General features: G+C 49.1%; 16 protein-coding genes. 3 read left to right on the forward strand and 13 right to left on the reverse strand.

Going from position 1 to position 15,560, the window contains the following annotated elements; translation table 11 throughout:
* Positions 1 to 173 precede the first annotated feature (173 nt).
* The 4 genes from FYJ53_RS10770 to FYJ53_RS10785 are packed head-to-tail and all read right to left on the reverse strand — an operon-like array spanning position 174 to position 3,632.
* Positions 174 to 926, reverse strand: coding sequence for an ABC transporter ATP-binding protein (locus FYJ53_RS10770; RefSeq protein WP_013382698.1), 753 nt, complete (start codon positions 924 to 926; stop codon positions 174 to 176).
* Positions 923 to 1,990 (reverse strand): iron ABC transporter permease, encoded by a 1,068-nt coding sequence (locus FYJ53_RS10775; protein ID WP_148428218.1) that lies wholly within the window; start codon positions 1,988 to 1,990, stop codon positions 923 to 925. Before FYJ53_RS10775 ends, FYJ53_RS10770 begins: the two co-directional genes overlap by 4 nt.
* Positions 1,991 to 1,995: 5 nt before the next feature.
* A complete protein-coding gene (locus FYJ53_RS10780; RefSeq protein WP_154557329.1) occupies positions 1,996 to 3,093 on the reverse strand; it encodes an iron ABC transporter substrate-binding protein in 1,098 nt (365 codons plus the stop codon).
* Positions 3,094 to 3,107: 14 nt separating this feature from the next.
* A complete protein-coding gene (locus FYJ53_RS10785; RefSeq protein ID WP_013382701.1) occupies positions 3,108 to 3,632 on the reverse strand; it encodes an FmdE family protein in 525 nt (174 codons plus the stop codon).
* Between the two features lie 361 nt (positions 3,633 to 3,993).
* Here FYJ53_RS10785 and FYJ53_RS10790 point away from each other — a divergent pair, with 361 nt between their 5' ends.
* Entirely contained in the window at positions 3,994 to 4,530 is a 537-nt protein-coding gene (locus tag FYJ53_RS10790; RefSeq protein WP_090411802.1) for an ECF transporter S component, read from the forward strand.
* A 7-nt stretch (positions 4,531 to 4,537) separates the two neighbouring features.
* Positions 4,538 to 5,122, forward strand: a complete 585-nt coding sequence (locus FYJ53_RS10795) for a class I SAM-dependent methyltransferase (protein WP_148428225.1) — start codon at positions 4,538 to 4,540, stop codon at positions 5,120 to 5,122.
* 37 nt (positions 5,123 to 5,159) lie between these two features.
* On the opposite strand, the gene FYJ53_RS10800 is transcribed toward FYJ53_RS10795, so the two are convergent.
* Positions 5,160 to 5,498, reverse strand: coding sequence for a helix-turn-helix domain-containing protein (locus FYJ53_RS10800; RefSeq protein ID WP_052237361.1), 339 nt, complete (start codon positions 5,496 to 5,498; stop codon positions 5,160 to 5,162).
* Between the two features lie 401 nt (positions 5,499 to 5,899).
* Complete coding sequence (locus FYJ53_RS10805) at positions 5,900 to 6,940, reverse strand: uroporphyrinogen decarboxylase family protein (protein ID WP_154557330.1); 1,041 nt, start codon at positions 6,938 to 6,940, stop codon at positions 5,900 to 5,902.
* A 275-nt stretch (positions 6,941 to 7,215) separates the two neighbouring features.
* Here FYJ53_RS10805 and FYJ53_RS10810 point away from each other — a divergent pair, with 275 nt between their 5' ends.
* Positions 7,216 to 7,839: a GTP-binding protein gene (locus FYJ53_RS10810; protein ID WP_148428229.1), complete on the forward strand. Its 624-nt coding sequence runs from the start codon at positions 7,216 to 7,218 to the stop codon at positions 7,837 to 7,839.
* Here FYJ53_RS10810 and FYJ53_RS10815 read toward each other — a convergent pair.
* The 7 genes from FYJ53_RS10815 to FYJ53_RS10845 form a co-directional block, all read right to left on the reverse strand.
* The gene (locus FYJ53_RS10815) at positions 7,800 to 8,543 is read right to left on the reverse strand and encodes a putative ABC transporter permease (RefSeq protein WP_090411810.1); all 744 of its coding nucleotides are present in this window, start codon (positions 8,541 to 8,543) and stop codon (positions 7,800 to 7,802) included. The two genes, FYJ53_RS10810 and FYJ53_RS10815, sit on opposite strands and share 40 nt — an antisense overlap.
* Before the next feature lie 137 nt (positions 8,544 to 8,680).
* Positions 8,681 to 11,020: a hybrid sensor histidine kinase/response regulator gene (locus FYJ53_RS10820; RefSeq protein WP_180493342.1), complete on the reverse strand. Its 2,340-nt coding sequence runs from the start codon at positions 11,018 to 11,020 to the stop codon at positions 8,681 to 8,683.
* Between the two features lie 167 nt (positions 11,021 to 11,187).
* Complete coding sequence (locus FYJ53_RS10825) at positions 11,188 to 12,273, reverse strand: radical SAM/SPASM domain-containing protein (RefSeq protein ID WP_154557331.1); 1,086 nt, start codon at positions 12,271 to 12,273, stop codon at positions 11,188 to 11,190.
* Positions 12,260 to 12,898 (reverse strand): TetR/AcrR family transcriptional regulator, encoded by a 639-nt coding sequence (locus tag FYJ53_RS10830; RefSeq protein ID WP_013382714.1) that lies wholly within the window; start codon positions 12,896 to 12,898, stop codon positions 12,260 to 12,262. Before FYJ53_RS10830 ends, FYJ53_RS10825 begins: the two co-directional genes overlap by 14 nt.
* Before the next feature lie 88 nt (positions 12,899 to 12,986).
* Complete coding sequence (locus FYJ53_RS10835; protein ID WP_154557362.1) at positions 12,987 to 13,730, reverse strand: ABC transporter permease; 744 nt, start codon at positions 13,728 to 13,730, stop codon at positions 12,987 to 12,989.
* Positions 13,717 to 14,445, reverse strand: coding sequence for an ABC transporter ATP-binding protein (locus FYJ53_RS10840; protein ID WP_148428235.1), 729 nt, complete (start codon positions 14,443 to 14,445; stop codon positions 13,717 to 13,719). The genes FYJ53_RS10835 and FYJ53_RS10840 overlap by 14 nt, the downstream gene beginning before the upstream one ends.
* A 172-nt stretch (positions 14,446 to 14,617) precedes the next feature.
* Positions 14,618 to 15,532 carry a helix-turn-helix transcriptional regulator gene (locus tag FYJ53_RS10845; RefSeq protein WP_148428237.1) on the reverse strand — a complete coding sequence of 305 codons (915 nt, stop codon included), beginning with the start codon at positions 15,530 to 15,532 and terminating at the stop codon, positions 14,618 to 14,620.
* Positions 15,533 to 15,560: the final 28 nt, after the last annotated feature.

The following is a 15,560-nucleotide window of genomic DNA, read 5'->3' on the forward strand; positions in this document are numbered from 1 at the left end:
TGAAAAATATTTGGTGTCAACAAGTATATACGGGCAATGCCTCTTTTTTGAAAACGCCCTCTCAAATTGCCGCCGCGCCGTATTTTCAGAAAGATTTGAGAGGATTCCAGAGAAAATATTGGTGTTTCGGCGCTGCGGCTTCTATATAAAATCCCATAGGGATGATATAAGCTTTATTCCGGCACGACCATTTTATAGCCATTAATGGTACCGATGCACACAGGCATCTGGTAAACCTCACCGATACATTCGCAGGTCATGACCTCCTGACCGCCGTAAGCGTGGACATTGCCGTCCTTTAAAAAGAGGAACCGGTCGCAGTATCTGAGCGCCATGTTGAGGTCGTGGATGACGATGATCACCGCGATGTTCTTAGAATGGCAGATCCTCTGAACCAGCCCCAGCACCTCCAGCTGGTTTTTTAAATCCAGGCTGCTGGTCGGCTCATCGAGGAGCAGGACCTTGGGCTCCTGAGCCAGCGCCCGGGCGATCATTACCTTTTGCAGCTCCCCGCCGCTCAGCTCATCCAGATAGCGGACGGCAAATTCGTCGAGGTGCATCTGGCTGATCACACTGGATACGACCGCCTCGTCTTCCCGGGTGACCCCCCATTTGATAAAGGGAATCCTGCCCAGCATCACGGCCTCAAAAACCGTGATCCGGTTATTGTCATTCTTCTGCGCCACAAAGGCCATATGCTTTGCGATCTCCCCCTGCTTCATGGCCGTGATTTCCAACGCGTCCACGCACACCACTCCCTTGTTAGGCGAGAGGATACGGTTCAGGCATTTGAGCATCGTGCTCTTTCCCGCGCCGTTATTGCCCAGAATGGCAATGCAGTGCCCGTCCTCCACGTCAAATGAGATTTGGTCAATAATTTTCCGGCTGGTGTTATAACCAAATACAAGATCCTTAACCTGTATCATTGCTTTGTGCCTCCTTTGAATAAAAGATACAGAAACAACGGCGCGCCGAGAAATGAGGTGATGGCGCCAATGGGCAAAACGACCGGCGCGATGATCACTCTTGCCAGCACATCGCCCAGCAGCAGCAGCACAGCCCCGGCCATGGCGGAGGCTGGCAGCAGCCAGCAGTAATTATTGCCCAGAAACCGCCGCATAATATGCGGCGCGACCAGACCGATAAAATTGATGATCCCGATAAAAGACACGATCACCGCCGCGGTCAGGGCACAGACCAGCATGTTGATAATCCTGGATCGCGCCACATTGACACCCAGGCTGGCGGCTGTCTGTTCCCCGCTCTCCATGGCGTTGTAATGCCATCGGTTAAACAGAAAATAAACCAGTGTGATGACCACCACCACGGCGATGATCCGCACCTCCTTCCATCCCGTGCGCCCCAGATCGCCAAAGGTCCAGAAAACCACAGAAGCCAGCTGGACATCATCGGCAAAATACTGGAGCAGCGTCGTCGCTCCGGTAAACATGGCGCTGAGCGCCACGCCACAGAGCACCATGGCTTCCGGTGTAATCCTGCGGAACCGGGAGAGCACCAGAATCATAACCGAAGCGCTGATGCTGCCGCCAAAAGCGCAGATGGTGATGAGATAGGGATTATTAAAGCTCATGTTGGCCGCGCTGCTTCCCTGCACACCGGCGCCCAGGACAATGATGGCAAAGGCAGCGCCGAAGCCCGCCCCCTGGGAAATCCCAAGGGTGGTGGTATCTGCCAGAGGGTTTTTCAGAATCCCCTGGAGCACCGCTCCGGTTACGCCGAGGCCCACACCGCTCAGCACAGCTGTCAGGATGCGCGGCAGCCGGATATTCCACATGACCATATTATTCTGCTTTGCCGACTGACCGCCAATGGCTTTTACAATATCGCCCATGCTTAAATCCGAGGAACCCGCTCTCAACGAAAACAGCATTGCCATCATCAGAATAATTCCAAGCAGTGCTAAAACCACCATATTCCTTTTTTTAAGCGCCTGATAATCCTTAATCTCTGATTTCTCCGCTCCGGTCATTTTAACTATTCTCCCAGTGTAATTGGCCTGAAATTAAGGCCCGCGTCCTTAAGCTTCTGGCTGTAGGGCACGCCCAGCATTTTTTTTGTGATCTCATCGGTTTTTTTCGCAATGTCCACATCCGCAAAGGCTTCTGGATAGACTACGCATCCCACGTAATAGGCGTTGGCCAGAGCCAGCTCGGTATTTGTTCCATTAAAACGGTAGGCTACCTGAGAATAAACCTTTTTATCCTGCACTGCCTTCAGCTCGTTATAAAAATCTGGCCTCACCGCGTAATCATCCTTGACCAGTTTCAGATTGCCCGCATCTAAAAACAGATAGTCAGCGTTCCACTTGAGAATCTGCTCGAGATCGACATCAAAAGCGCCCTTTTTGCCCGTTTCATCCGCTACGTTTGTAATGCCAAGTGCTGAAAACGGCGGGTAGCCCGCCTCAGTCCCCTCAATGCCGTGGGCACCCTTGAAGGACACAGCGCCGCAGTAGGCTGTCGGTATTTTATCCTGCGGGATATCTCCAGTACGGCTCTTTAAATCCTCGGCCACTGATTTCATATAATCCACAACCTCCTGGCTGCGCTCCTGTTTTCCCAGGACATCGCCCACCAAATTCAGAGCGTTATAAATTTCATCGTCAAAAACCTTGTCGGTGATCGGCATGGTCACAACCGGTATCCCTGTTTTATTCTGAAGGTCGTCAGCAGACTTACCGTCATTGGAGGTGATGATCACATCCGGCGATGCTTTCATAAGCTCTTCCTCATAGGGTGTGCCGCTGTCTCCAATGACCGGCAGCTTTTTAAGCTCCTCCTGGTAAGCGTAGCTGGCCGCCTTGGTTACCGGCACATCCAGATCATTCTGCTCCACGCCGGCCAGCTGGTCCACGCCGCCGTCATACAAAATATAACGCAGCGCGCCCACCCCAAGAGGCGCCACTTTTTTGACCTCGGAGGGAATCGTCACCACACGCCCTGCGGCGTCGGTAACTTCCCGCGTGCCCTCTGCTGCGCCGCTCCCGGTGTTTCCACCGCTGCATCCCGCTAAAAGCAGTGCCGCCAGTAAAACGCCGGTTAGCGCCTGACCCAGTCTCTTTTTCATTTTCATTGCTTTCCTCCTGTCTACCAGCCTCTGTTATAGGGCTTAAAACAGTCCTCACAGACTTTTTTGCCTTCCTGCAAATGCATTTTGTGCTCTGGCGCGCCCTCGCCGCAGAGCTCACAGTATATGGTATTAAAAATGCGTGCTTTCTCCGGCAAATCAAAATCTGGCACCGAAAACTCAAAGATTTCCTCTACCGGGGCATCCAGAAGATAGTGCATGTAAGTTTCCCTGTCCATCTCATGGTTTTTAGGCTTCATACACATCCGTATCTTTTCCCCGGTCGTCCGGTTAAAAAACGAAAAGGCCTGCTTTCCAGTTCCTCGGTACAAAAGATTCCCTTTTCCCATTGTACAGCTGAGAATCGCCTGAACCCCATCGACGCCGCAGGCGTCATTCTCAGTTACACAGACAATTTCCTCATCCTCAGACTGGCCGATCCCAAGCTTTAAAACAGCCGCTTCACTTGCTTTAACGCCAATGGCCAGTCCCGGACAGGCATGCCCGTGAAACGCCACTGCTTTTTCCCACAATTCTTGATTCATTTCTTCCTCCAGTTTTTATGATTCTGTATAAATGCGCGTGTCAAACGCTACCATGGACTTATGAATCACATCATTCTCCAGAATGCCCGCTTCAAAAAACAAAAAACGGAAAACTCACAGAGCTTTCCGCTATGTTCAGACTGGTTCATCCAGCCTTGTATATACATGTAATCCATTTACTTAAATCATACAGGATTGTCCCTTAATTGTCAAGCCGTGTTTTTTATTTTTCTACTTGCATTCTTTTCATTTTTATAATAGAATGAAAACAAATAAAATGGACAACAAGCCGGTAAGGTGGTGATTTCCTGAAGGAAATCTCTGTTTTGCCGGTTTTTTTGTTTCTTCAGGAGGTAATATTATGAACCACTCACAAACCAAAAATCTTGTCGGCACAGCCCTCTGCATCGCACTTGGGCTTATACTTCCTCAGGTTTTCCACCTCATCGGTGCAGGGCCTGTCTTTCTCCCCATGCACATCCCTGTGCTGCTTTGCGGCCTGTGCTTCGGCTGGCCCTTTGGCCTGGTCTGCGGCGCTGTCACACCGCTTCTGTCCTCTGTTATGACCGGTATGCCCCCTCTTTTCCCCACCGGTACCGCCATGGTTTTTGAACTGGCCGCCTATGGCGCCTTATCCGGAATTCTATACCGGAAGCTCCGGAAAAATATTTACATTTCACTCATCGCCGCCATGGTTGGCGGCCGCGTAGTCTCCGGTCTCGCCTCAGCAATTTTTTACGGCGTCGCGGGAAAGGCCTATGGTTTTCAGATTTTTCTGACTGGCGCTTTTGTCACAGGACTCCCTGGAATTATTTTGCAGATCCTGATCGTTCCAATTCTTGTTATCGGGCTGGAAAAAGCTATGGTCATATCCAAACCCACAATTTCGAAAGTGTAGGTCTGCCATGAATATTGAAACGACAAAAATCTATTTTGACAACCTTGCTGAAAACTGGGATGACCTGTGCCATCATGACGCGAAAAAGATTGATACAATCGTCAGCCTTGCCCAACTGCCCGAGAACAGCCGGATTCTGGATATCGCCACAGGAACAGGGGTATTGATTCCCCGCCTGCTGGAGGCAAACCCACAGAAAATCGTCGCCATTGATCTCTCAAGCCAGATGCTTGCCGTAGCCCGGAAAAAACATCCCGACCCGCGGGTTCACTTCCAGTCTGAAGATTTCTATTGCTTTGAGGATGATAGCTTTGATTTTGCAGTGGCCTACAGCGCTTATCCCCACTTTGAGAATAAATCGCTTTTCTGTGACCGGCTTTCAGCCTGCCTGAACCCCGGCGGACGTTTTATGATCGCCCACAGCGAGAGCCGGGAAACCATCAACGGCCGGCATTCCGGTCAGGAGGTCCGCAAGGTTTCGACCGGTCTCAGAGATGCGCAGTCCGAAAGCCAGATTTTTTCTTCTGCTTTCAATATGGACATTGCCGTCGATACTGCAGCGTTTTATATTCTTTCAGGAACCAAAAAATAAAAAAAGCGCCGGCGTGATCAACTGCGCCGGCGCGGTTTTATTCAACCGGGTCGTGGCTTAAAAGGTATATCGTTAAAATTTCCTGAGCAAACTTGGCCTTTTCAGGCGAGCAGCGTTCCAGAAGCTCCAGAAGCTCTGTATATTTGACACCTTTATATTCTTTGGGACCGTACAAAATAGCGTCCGAAGACATTTTTAAAACATTACAGAAGCGGTTCAGGCTTTTCAGCGAAAATCCCTTTGTTCCGAGTTCAATATCCGCCAGAAAGGTCGGTGTAATTCCAATTTTACGGGCCAGCTCATCACGTGACATGTTTAAAAAAGTACGCTGCTTCCGAATCCGTTGGCCGATCTCTTTATGATTGATTTCATTCATATGATTCCTCTCCCTTAATTTTTAATTTTCCCTATAAATCATTATATACTCTCACCGGATCGTTTGCAAGCGTTTATTATTTATTATACTTTTATTTAATGCAGGGTTTTTCTTTCTTATTTTCAGAAAATAAAAAGCGGCTGCCCCCTCGGCCGCCGCTTTTTATTAGATATCCAATCTCTCTATCAAAAAGAGTACATCTGCTCCACCAGGTACCCATTTCAACCCACTTTGTTGATTTATACATCGTTTTACTTACTTCTTTTTTTTATATTATAAACATTTTTTTTGAAAAGTTCAATATTATATTCAAAAAATTTGATTTTCATTATGCCACTCTGTTGCTTTGTTTGACTATTCACAATAAACATAAAAAAGCAGGCATAACGCCTGCTTTTAGTTTATTCATATCTGCCATATGTCTTGGCGACCTCAACCATGGTTTTCGCGTGCTCAAAATCCATCTGCGCTGGATATTCACAGCCGGTTGCCAGCACAAAGCCGCCATCCTTCTTATAAACATCAATCTGTTCCCTGCACTGTTTAATCAGATCTTCCTTGCTGGTGACCATCAGCTCTCCGGGATCAATATGTCCCAGCAGGGTAGTCTGGTGACCATATTTTTCCTTGAGCTCTTCCATGCTTTCACAGTCATCCGGCAGATACAGGAAGGAGATCAGTTCAGGGTGCATCCGTTTGATCTGAACGTCGAAATAAATGCCATCGCCGCAATTGTGGATCATGACCATCTTTCCCGCATCGTGCACCAGCTCTGCCAGTTCTTCGATATACGGCCCTTCAAAATCATCCCACATTTCCTTTCGCATGATGGTTTTAGATGAAAAAAGGGTGTCAAACATAATCGCGTCTGCTCCGGCTTCGATTAATGCCCTGCAATATTCTTTGAGCGTGTCGGTAATGGTTCTGAGGGCTTTGTGCACTTTTTCGGGATACATAATCAAATCCATAAACATATAGTCATGTCCCCGGAGCATGCCGAGAATCCCCAGAGGGCCAAAAACAAAGGCCACAATCGGCTTGGTTTCTCCCCTGGCATCCACAAGCTTTTTAGTCATTCGGATCATTTCACTCATGCGCGGCGTCTCCCTGGGGTTGATCACTGGCAGTGTTTCATAATCATTTTCTGATTTCAAAAAGAAATCATTGTGGTCCGGGCAGGCTGCCTGTTCTTCGTAATAGATCATCTTCATACCCCAGTCTGCTGCCTCCACAGACAGGTCTACCAGCGTACAGATGCAGTCCACATCCAGCAGATCAGTCGCTTTAATAATGGATTCGGCGCACTTATCTGCATCCTTTGTCCATTCTTCATAGTTACAGCCAATGGTCTGCCGCGACGCGCTGTTGATAAGCGGGTAGACCGGCACATGGTCTGCTTCCTTGTGCTGAAGAGTCAGCGTCATTCTTTCTCTCGAATTCATTCTCACATTTCTCCTTGTTCTTTTTGTTTTAGAAATAAAAACTCTAGTCCTTATGAGACTATTATAAGCCCGGCGTTTTTTTAAGTATTGTTTTTAAACCGGTATTTTTGTAAAAAAGCAAGCGATTTCAAGCGCTGCCTCAGCATACTTTTTTCAGAAAAAACACATTTTTGGTAATCTTTTATGCTTTTTTGCACTCTTTTAGCCGATTTTACTTAAAGCTTTTATTCATTTTCAAAATATGCTATTCTAAACACAAAGAAAAGGAGAATATCATGAATACTTTACCGAAGCTTTTCCTTTTTTCAGGCTTTCTGGGCTCAGGGAAAACGACCCTGCTCAACCTTACGGCCCGTTATCTGACTGAAAAAGGGTACAAAATTGCCATGGTCATCAACGAGGCTGGAGAAACCGGCGTTGATAACCTGTATATGAAGAAAAAAGGCTATATGGTCAAGGAGCTCTTTGGCGGCTGCATCTGCTGTACACTGGCCCAAAACCTTAAGGAAATGGTTCTGGATTTAAGTGAACATTACAGCCTTGAAGCCATCCTCATGGAGCCCTCTGGCACCGCCAGCCCAAAAGCCCTTTATAAACCGCTGTGTCAGGCCGGCTATACAGGAGATTCCATCCACCACATTTCTATTCTCGATCCTCTGCGGACTGAAATGTTTCTCTCCGTACTGGAGCCACTCCTTGAAGAATCCCTCCCTCTGGCGGAAGGCATCGTCCAAAATAAAATCGACGCAGCAACTCCCGAGATGCTGTGTTTTTCCGATGAAATCCGAAACCGCTTTAACAGGGCCGCTCCGGTATACCGCATGAATTTACTGGAAGGGCTTTCTGATACTTATTGCGGCTATCTGGATAGTGTGTTTTCTGCGGAGGCATCCTCCTGAAAACCTGCCGGAAAAGTCATATTGGGATAAACCCGCTTCATGAGCCCATCAGGATATTTCTGATCGATCAGAACTGCTGCGGCATTTGACGCAGGGACTCCTCTTGTCCTTTCGGACCATCTCGCCACAGCCAGGCCGGAAACCGCCATGTTAACGATCATAAAGATTACCAGTATCCAGGTCAGGCGGATACCTGTCTTTTTGGGGATTCGTTCAACCCCTCTTGACAGCAGGGGATAAAAAACCTGTATCCACAGAAGCCCAAGGGCCCCCCAGAAAAAGGCGAACATAAGATTTGTTCTCCCATTAAGGTTCATAAAAGTACCGCTGTATTCCCATGACAATGTGCCAAAGCTCACCTCCTGCACCAGGCTGCAGAGATATTCAACACTGCCGCCCAGCAGCATACTGCCCAAAAATATCCATAGGGGCCCTTTTTTAGAAATCCGCTGAAGTCCAAGTGTCAGCGCCACAGCCCCAAAGCCATATACAGGGTTGAAAGGCCCATACAAAACGCCGCTGCGGCTCTCGATACAGGAGCGTGTCCAGTAACACCAGAGGGTTTCCACCACCACCCCCAGAACACAGCCCAGCAGAAAAATCCAAAACAGCTTGTAAAAACACAGTCCCCGCGCAAAGCCGCTTTCATCCGTTTCTTCCGAAGCTGTCCAATATTTAAAGGTTCTTTTTAGTGTCTGGATCATTGTCTTGGCCTCCCTTGTTTTATAGCTTTATTGTACGCTCAAAAAATAAAGAAAGACCTACTCAATTTCTTAAGAATTATTAAATTAATGTTTAAGCAAAAAAACCGCTGCCTGAAAAGCAGCGGTTTTTTAAAAACTTATATGAATTTTCGTATTTCCCTTAGCACGACTTCCATTTCCAGAGGCTTTGCCAGATGACTGTTCATTCCTGCTTCCCGGGTCGCCTTAACGTCTTCCGTAAAGGCATTGGCTGTCATAGCTAAAATTGGGATTGTGGCAGCATCCGGCCGTTCAAGCTTCCGGATCGCTTTGGTAGCCTCCAGGCCGTCCATCACCGGCATCCGCACATCCATCAGGATCATATCATAATAGCCCTCAGGTGAATTTGAAAAACGGCAGACCGCGCTCTCTCCATCCTCCTCAGTTTCAATATCAAAGCCCTCCATGCCAAAAAGGATTTCAGCAATTTCCAGATTCAGCGGATTATCCTCTACAATCAAAAGCCGTTTGCCTTCAAACCCGCCTTTTGTTTTTTCCGGATCCGCAGTCTTCTTGTTTTCGGAGGAAGCCTCTGGCCAGTTCCCTTCTTCCTGGACAAAGGGCAGCTCAACTGTAAAGCAGGTTCCTTTACCCAGTTCACTGGAGATGGAAATACTCCCGCCCATCAGGTGCACAAGGTTCCGGGTAATGGAAAGCCCCAGACCTGTTCCCTCCTGCCTTTTTTCCTCTTTTCTTTCATCCTGCCTGAAGGGCTCATATATGTGCTTCAGAAACGCTTCGGACATACCGATACCATTATCCTCTACCTCAAACCGCATCACGCTCTTCTTGCCCTTTTTGCGGTCTTCATTAACCCGGAGGGTAATCTTACCACCGTCAGGCGTATACTTTACTGCGTTGCTGAGCAGATTCATCAAAATCTGATTAAGGCGCAGGCTGTCGCCATAGTACTCTGCCTCCATATGCGCGGGCATGAGCACACTGAACTGCTGCCCTTTTTCTCTGGCCTGTGCGTCAATAATGACTTCCAGCTCCCGCAGAAGGGCGCACAGGTCAAAGGGCTCACGGATGATGCTCATTTTTCCGCTTTCAATCTTCGACATATCCAGGATATCATTGATCAGAGCCAGCAGGAAATGGGCCGAAGCCTGAATTTTATGAATACAGTCTTCTGTTTTTACAGTGTCGCGAATATTGGCCTCCGCAATGGACGCCATACCGATAATAGCGTTCATTGGTGTCCGGATATCATGGGACATTCTGGACAGAAAATCCGATTTTGCATTGTTTGCCTGCTCCGCCAGATTTAACGCATCCAGAAGAGCGGCGCGTTTCCGTTCCTCCTCCTTTCGGATATCATCCACATCCCGGAAGGTCAGCACCACAGTTCTTTCTCCCACAGCCGCGCTTATTACCAAAATACCAATCATTTCAGTCCAGCGGTAAACCCCGTCTGGCGCCAGTCTCCGCAATTCCCGGACAATCACCGTTTCCCCGGCCGCTACACTTTCCCGGATACTTTCAAGCGAGAACGCGTTCCTGAACACTTCACGGTCATCGGGATGTATCAGAGCATTGCAATACTCAATATTCTGGGAATCAAAATCGCCCTGCACCGGAAACTCTGGAAAAGAATTGTCAAACTTAGCGGTTGTGTAGGTGCCGTCCTCCAGATTGAGGAGCATACACTCCCCAAAAAGCGTAGTGACGCCCGCGTTAAAAGCTTCCCATTCCTGCTCCAGACGTTTCCGGCTGTCTATCTGGGAAAGCATCAAAATCGCCTTCCCTTTTTCTGCAGCACTGCCGACACGAAGCAGCAATGTATTCATCCAGTGGTATGTACCGTCCTCGTCCTTCTGCCTGAGATCAAGCTGCAGTTCCCGTTTTCCATCCTCAAAAGCTTTAAGGACGTTTCCGCGGCTAAAGGTTTGTCTCAAAGCCCCGCTGTAGGAAGGGTGGGTAGATCGGATTCCCTGCTCCAGCAGATCATCATAGCAGCCATACTCACCCTCGGAAAACCAACCGCTCTCATCACAACCGATGATCTCATAGGTATTCTGGCATAAATCCACAGAAATAATCAATCCATAAACCTTGAGCGCCGCCGCTGCAAGGTAATCTTTTCTCTCCTCTGCCCTTCGCTCGGTTTCAGTTAAGATATGTGGTGTTACAGAGATCAATACAGCCGGTATTCTATCCTCCCACATCATTTTTGAAGCAGAGATGTCCACCACCTCGCCAAAGGGGTCATTGTAATTGATGGTGCTGTTCTGATCCTTGTCTTCAAGACCCGGGAGCGGACAGTTTGCGCAGGTACCAGCCCACAGCTCATGGCAGACTGATCCAATTCTGGCGTCTGGTGTGACTTCCTTTACCCGGTCATTAAAATATAATATTCGATGATCATCCTGACGAATCACATAGATCGCTGTTCCACTCAGGTTATTAAGAATGGATTCAATGGTATTTTGTGTCATACTGCTCCCCTCCTTTTTAACGGCACTGTCTTTTCTGAAAATTTTATACTTATTATGATTTATTATACGCATATTATCAAGAATTGACAAGCATTCAGCGCTTTCTTAATATGGCAAAAAATAAAGAAAACAGCGAAGCTCCATGAAACCGCTGCTTTCTTTTAAGCTCACTTTAAAAGAGCCTGCACCTGCGCCCGCTTCTGGAAAAGCGCGCACCCGCCATCGTGCTCGCCGCCCACCAGCGATTCCTGCTGCAGCCGGGCAAAAAACGGTGAGTCCAGCACCTCCAGCAGTGTGTGCTCTCTCAGGCTTCTGTCCGAGTAGGGCGAAAATGGGCAGGCCTCTGCTGCGCCATAAGCGTTGATATGAAAAAATCCCCGTCCGGCTGCCAGACAGCCGCCCATATGCTTTTCATCACCAGGAAACGACAGAAAGATCATCTCCGGGAAGGCTTCCCTCAGCGCGGCCTGCCGCCGCTCTAAAATGACCCGCTCAGCTTCCGAAGGAGCCAGCAGCTCGCTGCTCTCCTCCACTGGTACATATTCCACAAAGAAAGCGAGCCTGCAGCCCTGGCTGTCAAGCTTTTTAATAAAAGTGTCACCCGTAACTGTATGGAAATTTTCAGTGGTGACCGTGATGGACACGCCAAAGAGGACGCCTCTTTCTCTAAGACGCTCCATAACCTCCTGAACCGCCCTGTATGTTCCCTCACCGCGGCGGTCATCGGTCTGTGCCTTGCCGCCCTCAATACTGATAACTGGTATCAGATGCCGGTTCTTTTCAAAAAAATCCGCTGTTTTTTCATCAATCAACAGGCCATTGGTAAAAACCGGAAAGACCATCTCCTTTACACAGGCAGCCGCCTCCAGTACATCCCGCCGAATAAGCGGCTCCCCTCCTGCCAGCAGATTAAAAGAAAAACCGATCCCGGCGGCTTCCTCAAATATTTTCTGCCATTCCTCAGCGGTCAGCGCTTTTTCTTCGCTGGCGCTGCAGATACCGTTTGCCCGGGCATAACAGCCCTTACAGTGAAGATTACACTCTGTGGCAATGCTGGAGATCAAAAACGGCGGAATATGGCGCCCCTGTTTTTCAGCAGTTTCGCGTTTCTTCATGGCCCGCACAAGCCTGTCCCGAAGCTTTAAAATAAAAGCTGTCTCCCTCGGATTTTTAAGGGTTCCTCTCACAACACCGGCGGCCAGATTCTCAATGGCACGGTTCATATACCGGGTAAGCTCACTATTCTGCTTCATGACGCTTCACCCGCACATCATAGAGTGCTGCAAACTGCCGGACATGCCTCTCCAGTATCTGAAGCACTGCTTTCATATCTGTAACCCCAGGCTCAAACTGGTTGAAAAGCATGTAAATGGGGCTGTAGAACTGCAGCGCGGCCATTTTGGGGTCTGACCTGACAAAATAACCGTTGTCGATCATCCAGCCAAAGAGCTGCGCCTGATAGTCAAGGGCGCCGTCAATAAACATTTTCTGGTAAATGGCCTGAACCTTCTCATTGTTAAAACGCTCAATGGACAGCATCCTGAAAAATTTAAAAAAGTAATCATCCGAGAGATAACGCTCTACTGATGCCAGCACCATCTCGACCAGACTGTCAATGGTTTTTATGTAGGCCATGTTCTCAATGATGTTTCCCTCAAGATGCTTCGGCGAAGCAAACTGGCTGAAAAAAGCATCTGACCGGGTATCATAGGTCTCCACAAGCGCGTCAAAAATGGCCTGCTTCCCCTTATAATGATTGTAGATGGAGCTTTCCTTGATTCCGGCGGCTCTGGCAATGTCCCGAACCGAGACGGCACTGTAGCCCTTTGAGCTGAACAGTGTCAGCGCTTCGCAGGCAATCCTTTCCTTGGTGTTCATAATCCTTCTCCTCAATAAAAAACTAACGATCGTTCGTTTTTTATTATACGCGAACGATCGTTAGTTTGTCAATAAACCTTAAGGAATTTTATTCCCATCTGAAAAAACGGATGGATACAACAACGCAGATGACTGCCAGGATAACCAGCACCGCAACCGGCACCGCGGCATTTTCAATGGGCAGCCCCAGCGCGGCGTTTTTCATGAGCTTCACCCCCTGGGTCAGAGGCATGATGTCCGCCACATGCTGCAGAGCCGGGGGCATAACCTCATAGGGCAGCGTTGCGCCGGAAAAAATTAGCATCGGAAAATAAAGAACCGTGCACAGAAGGTTAGCTGTCTTGATATTTCCAGCCACGCTTGCCACCAGCATTCCCAGGCTGTAGATGGAGACTGTGACGAGCAGAAAGGACAAACCAAAATAAAGGAAGGAGCCTCCCTCCCATCCGCCGCCAAACATCCGGCAAATTCCATAGACCATTGCCATGGCCGCGAGGGCGTAAACAAAATTGACACCCACCTGCACAAAGAGCAGCATTCCCGGACTGACAGGCGTTACCTCAAAGCGCTTGAGTATTTTTCGATGCCGGTAATCTGCCAAAGCCAGAGGCAGCCCCATCAGGCCTGTGGCGCAGATACCAATGCCGGAGAGCGCCCCGAAGGATTGAGCCATAAACGAATAACCCGCTCCGTCAAATGCGGGCTTTGCTCCGTAGATGACACCGATAATCACAGCCACAACAGCCGGCGAAAAAAGGCCGAAAAGCACCAGGTTCATAGCCCTGACGGAAAGCTTGAACTCAATCCAGAATAAATTTTTAAATGCACGCATCATCGTCACCTCCCGTATACCAGAGATAAGCCTCCTCAAAGCAGCTGCAGGGGCTTCCCTCTGTTATCTCTTCGATGGTTCCGCAGATCTGGGGCTCTCCCTTTTTCAGAATTAACGCCCGGTCACACAAAACCTCCACTTCATCCATAAAATGAGAGGTCAGCACAATGGTCAGACCGCCCTTTTTCAATTCCTTCAGATACTGCCAGACCTCCCGGCGTGCCCGGGTGTCCAGCCCGGTTGTCAGCTCATCCAGAAATACCAGCTCAGGGTTGGGGATCAGGGCCAGCAGCACGGAGAGACGCTGGCGCTCTCCGCCGGACAGCTGGCTTACCTCCTGCTTTTCAAGCCCCTGTATGTCAAATACCGCGAGCAGTCTCTGCCAGTCTGCGGGTTTTCTGTAAAGAGCGGCTGTCATCCGGCAGACCTCTTCCACCCGGATTTTATCCTGATAGCCTGTCTCCTGAAACTGAACGCCAACCCGTTCAAAAAGTGTTTTTCTCCCCTCAGACGGGTTTATTCCCAAAATTTCCACAGTTCCGGCGCTTGCTTTCTTCACGCCCAGCATACACTCAATACTGGTGCTCTTCCCCGCGCCGTTTGGGCCGAGGAGTCCAAAGACCTCTCCCCGGGCTACGCTCAGGCTCAGGCCGCTTACTGCCGCCACACTGCCGTAGCTTTTAGTCAGGTTCTGCACCTGTAAAACCTTTTCCATTCCTGCACCTCCTTTTTATCTCTGCCAGCAAATTATACATTACAGGCAATGAAAAGGCTTGACCGCGCTTGCGAAAAACAGACTTATCCACAAAAGTGCTGAAAACCCTCCACATATCCACAGCCTTTCCCAATAAAAAAAGCGGCCAAAGCCGCTTAACCTGATCATCTTCTCAATTATCCATCGCCCTTACCGGACGGGCCTCAATATATCCACGGTATCCCTGGGGCTCCAGCTGAAAACGCGGACCATCATTATCTGCCCACTCGAAGCCGTAGAGCTCAGGCTCATAACTGTCGATTACTGCCTCAATATCCTTAACCGCCTGATAAAACTTTTCATCCTCAAAAGGCTCTCCCTGAAAGACCATCATTTTACAGGGGGGCAGCTCTATCAAGTCAAAGCCCTCAGCCACCGGCCCGTCATAATCCACAGGAAGCTCCACCCCCTGTGCATAACGCCCGGTATCCGCGGGGCGGAAGCGTTCAGGCATCCACAGCCCCACCGGCTCGTACAAGGCCTCCTTGACACTGCACAGCACGCCCCAGATATCGCAGCCAACCTCCTCGCAATAGGCAAAGTACTCTCCGGCCGATTTTGCCCACTTAACCATCAGCTTACGGGCAGGCCTTTCAATAACCTGGACAAAAACTGTGTCGATCTGTTTTTCATAAATTTTCATGCGTTCTTCTCCCTCCTTCATGGTGAGATACCAGTCCTTCACCGGATCTGGCATAAACAGCTTGATCGGCGGAGGATTCTTGCTGTAGCGGCGGGGTGTAATGCCAAAGGCCTTTGAAAAGGCCCGGGTAAACCCTTCATGGCTGTCAAAGACAAAATCCAGAGCCACATCCACCACCTTCACCTTTTCTTCGTCCCGCAGCTTAAGGGCTGCCTGGCTCAGACGCAGGGCCCGGATGTAGTCGAAGGGGGATTTACCCGTCAGCTCTTTAAAAATCCTGGAGCAGTGGAAGGGTGAATAGCCCGCACAGTCCGCCAGCGCTTTCAGTGTGATGGCCTCTGTCATATGATTTTTGATGTAATCCTGCATTCTCTGGACTGCCATTACTTTTTCTTCCCGTTTCATCAGCTCACCTCCGTTTTACCAGTATAGC

It is taken from the genome of Eubacterium sp. BL-380-WT-2B, from assembly GCF_009696115.1.
Classification (GTDB): Bacteria; Bacillota; Clostridia; order Eubacteriales; family Eubacteriaceae; genus Eubacterium; species Eubacterium callanderi.

Coding starts and splice junctions, on each gene's coding strand:
- FYJ53_RS10800 (WP_052237361.1), bottom strand. CDS start 5,498: ATGAATGAAATCAATCATAAAGAGATCGGCCAACGGATTCGGAAGCAG.
- FYJ53_RS10795 (WP_148428225.1), top strand. CDS start 4,538: ATGAATATTGAAACGACAAAAATCTATTTTGACAACCTTGCTGAAAAC.
- FYJ53_RS10820 (WP_180493342.1), bottom strand. CDS start 11,020: ATGACACAAAATACCATTGAATCCATTCTTAATAACCTGAGTGGAACA.
- FYJ53_RS10845 (WP_148428237.1), bottom strand. CDS start 15,532: ATGAAACGGGAAGAAAAAGTAATGGCAGTCCAGAGAATGCAGGATTAC.
- FYJ53_RS10810 (WP_148428229.1), top strand. CDS start 7,216: ATGAATACTTTACCGAAGCTTTTCCTTTTTTCAGGCTTTCTGGGCTCA.
- FYJ53_RS10830 (WP_013382714.1), bottom strand. CDS start 12,898: ATGAACACCAAGGAAAGGATTGCCTGCGAAGCGCTGACACTGTTCAGC.
- FYJ53_RS10770 (WP_013382698.1), bottom strand. CDS start 926: ATGATACAGGTTAAGGATCTTGTATTTGGTTATAACACCAGCCGGAAA.
- FYJ53_RS10790 (WP_090411802.1), top strand. CDS start 3,994: ATGAACCACTCACAAACCAAAAATCTTGTCGGCACAGCCCTCTGCATC.
- FYJ53_RS10815 (WP_090411810.1), bottom strand. CDS start 8,543: ATGATCCAGACACTAAAAAGAACCTTTAAATATTGGACAGCTTCGGAA.
- FYJ53_RS10775 (WP_148428218.1), bottom strand. CDS start 1,990: ATGACCGGAGCGGAGAAATCAGAGATTAAGGATTATCAGGCGCTTAAA.
- FYJ53_RS10840 (WP_148428235.1), bottom strand. CDS start 14,445: ATGGAAAAGGTTTTACAGGTGCAGAACCTGACTAAAAGCTACGGCAGT.
- FYJ53_RS10805 (WP_154557330.1), bottom strand. CDS start 6,940: ATGAATTCGAGAGAAAGAATGACGCTGACTCTTCAGCACAAGGAAGCA.
- FYJ53_RS10785 (WP_013382701.1), bottom strand. CDS start 3,632: ATGAATCAAGAATTGTGGGAAAAAGCAGTGGCGTTTCACGGGCATGCC.
- FYJ53_RS10825 (WP_154557331.1), bottom strand. CDS start 12,273: ATGAAGCAGAATAGTGAGCTTACCCGGTATATGAACCGTGCCATTGAG.
- FYJ53_RS10780 (WP_154557329.1), bottom strand. CDS start 3,093: ATGAAAATGAAAAAGAGACTGGGTCAGGCGCTAACCGGCGTTTTACTG.
- FYJ53_RS10835 (WP_154557362.1), bottom strand. CDS start 13,730: ATGCGTGCATTTAAAAATTTATTCTGGATTGAGTTCAAGCTTTCCGTC.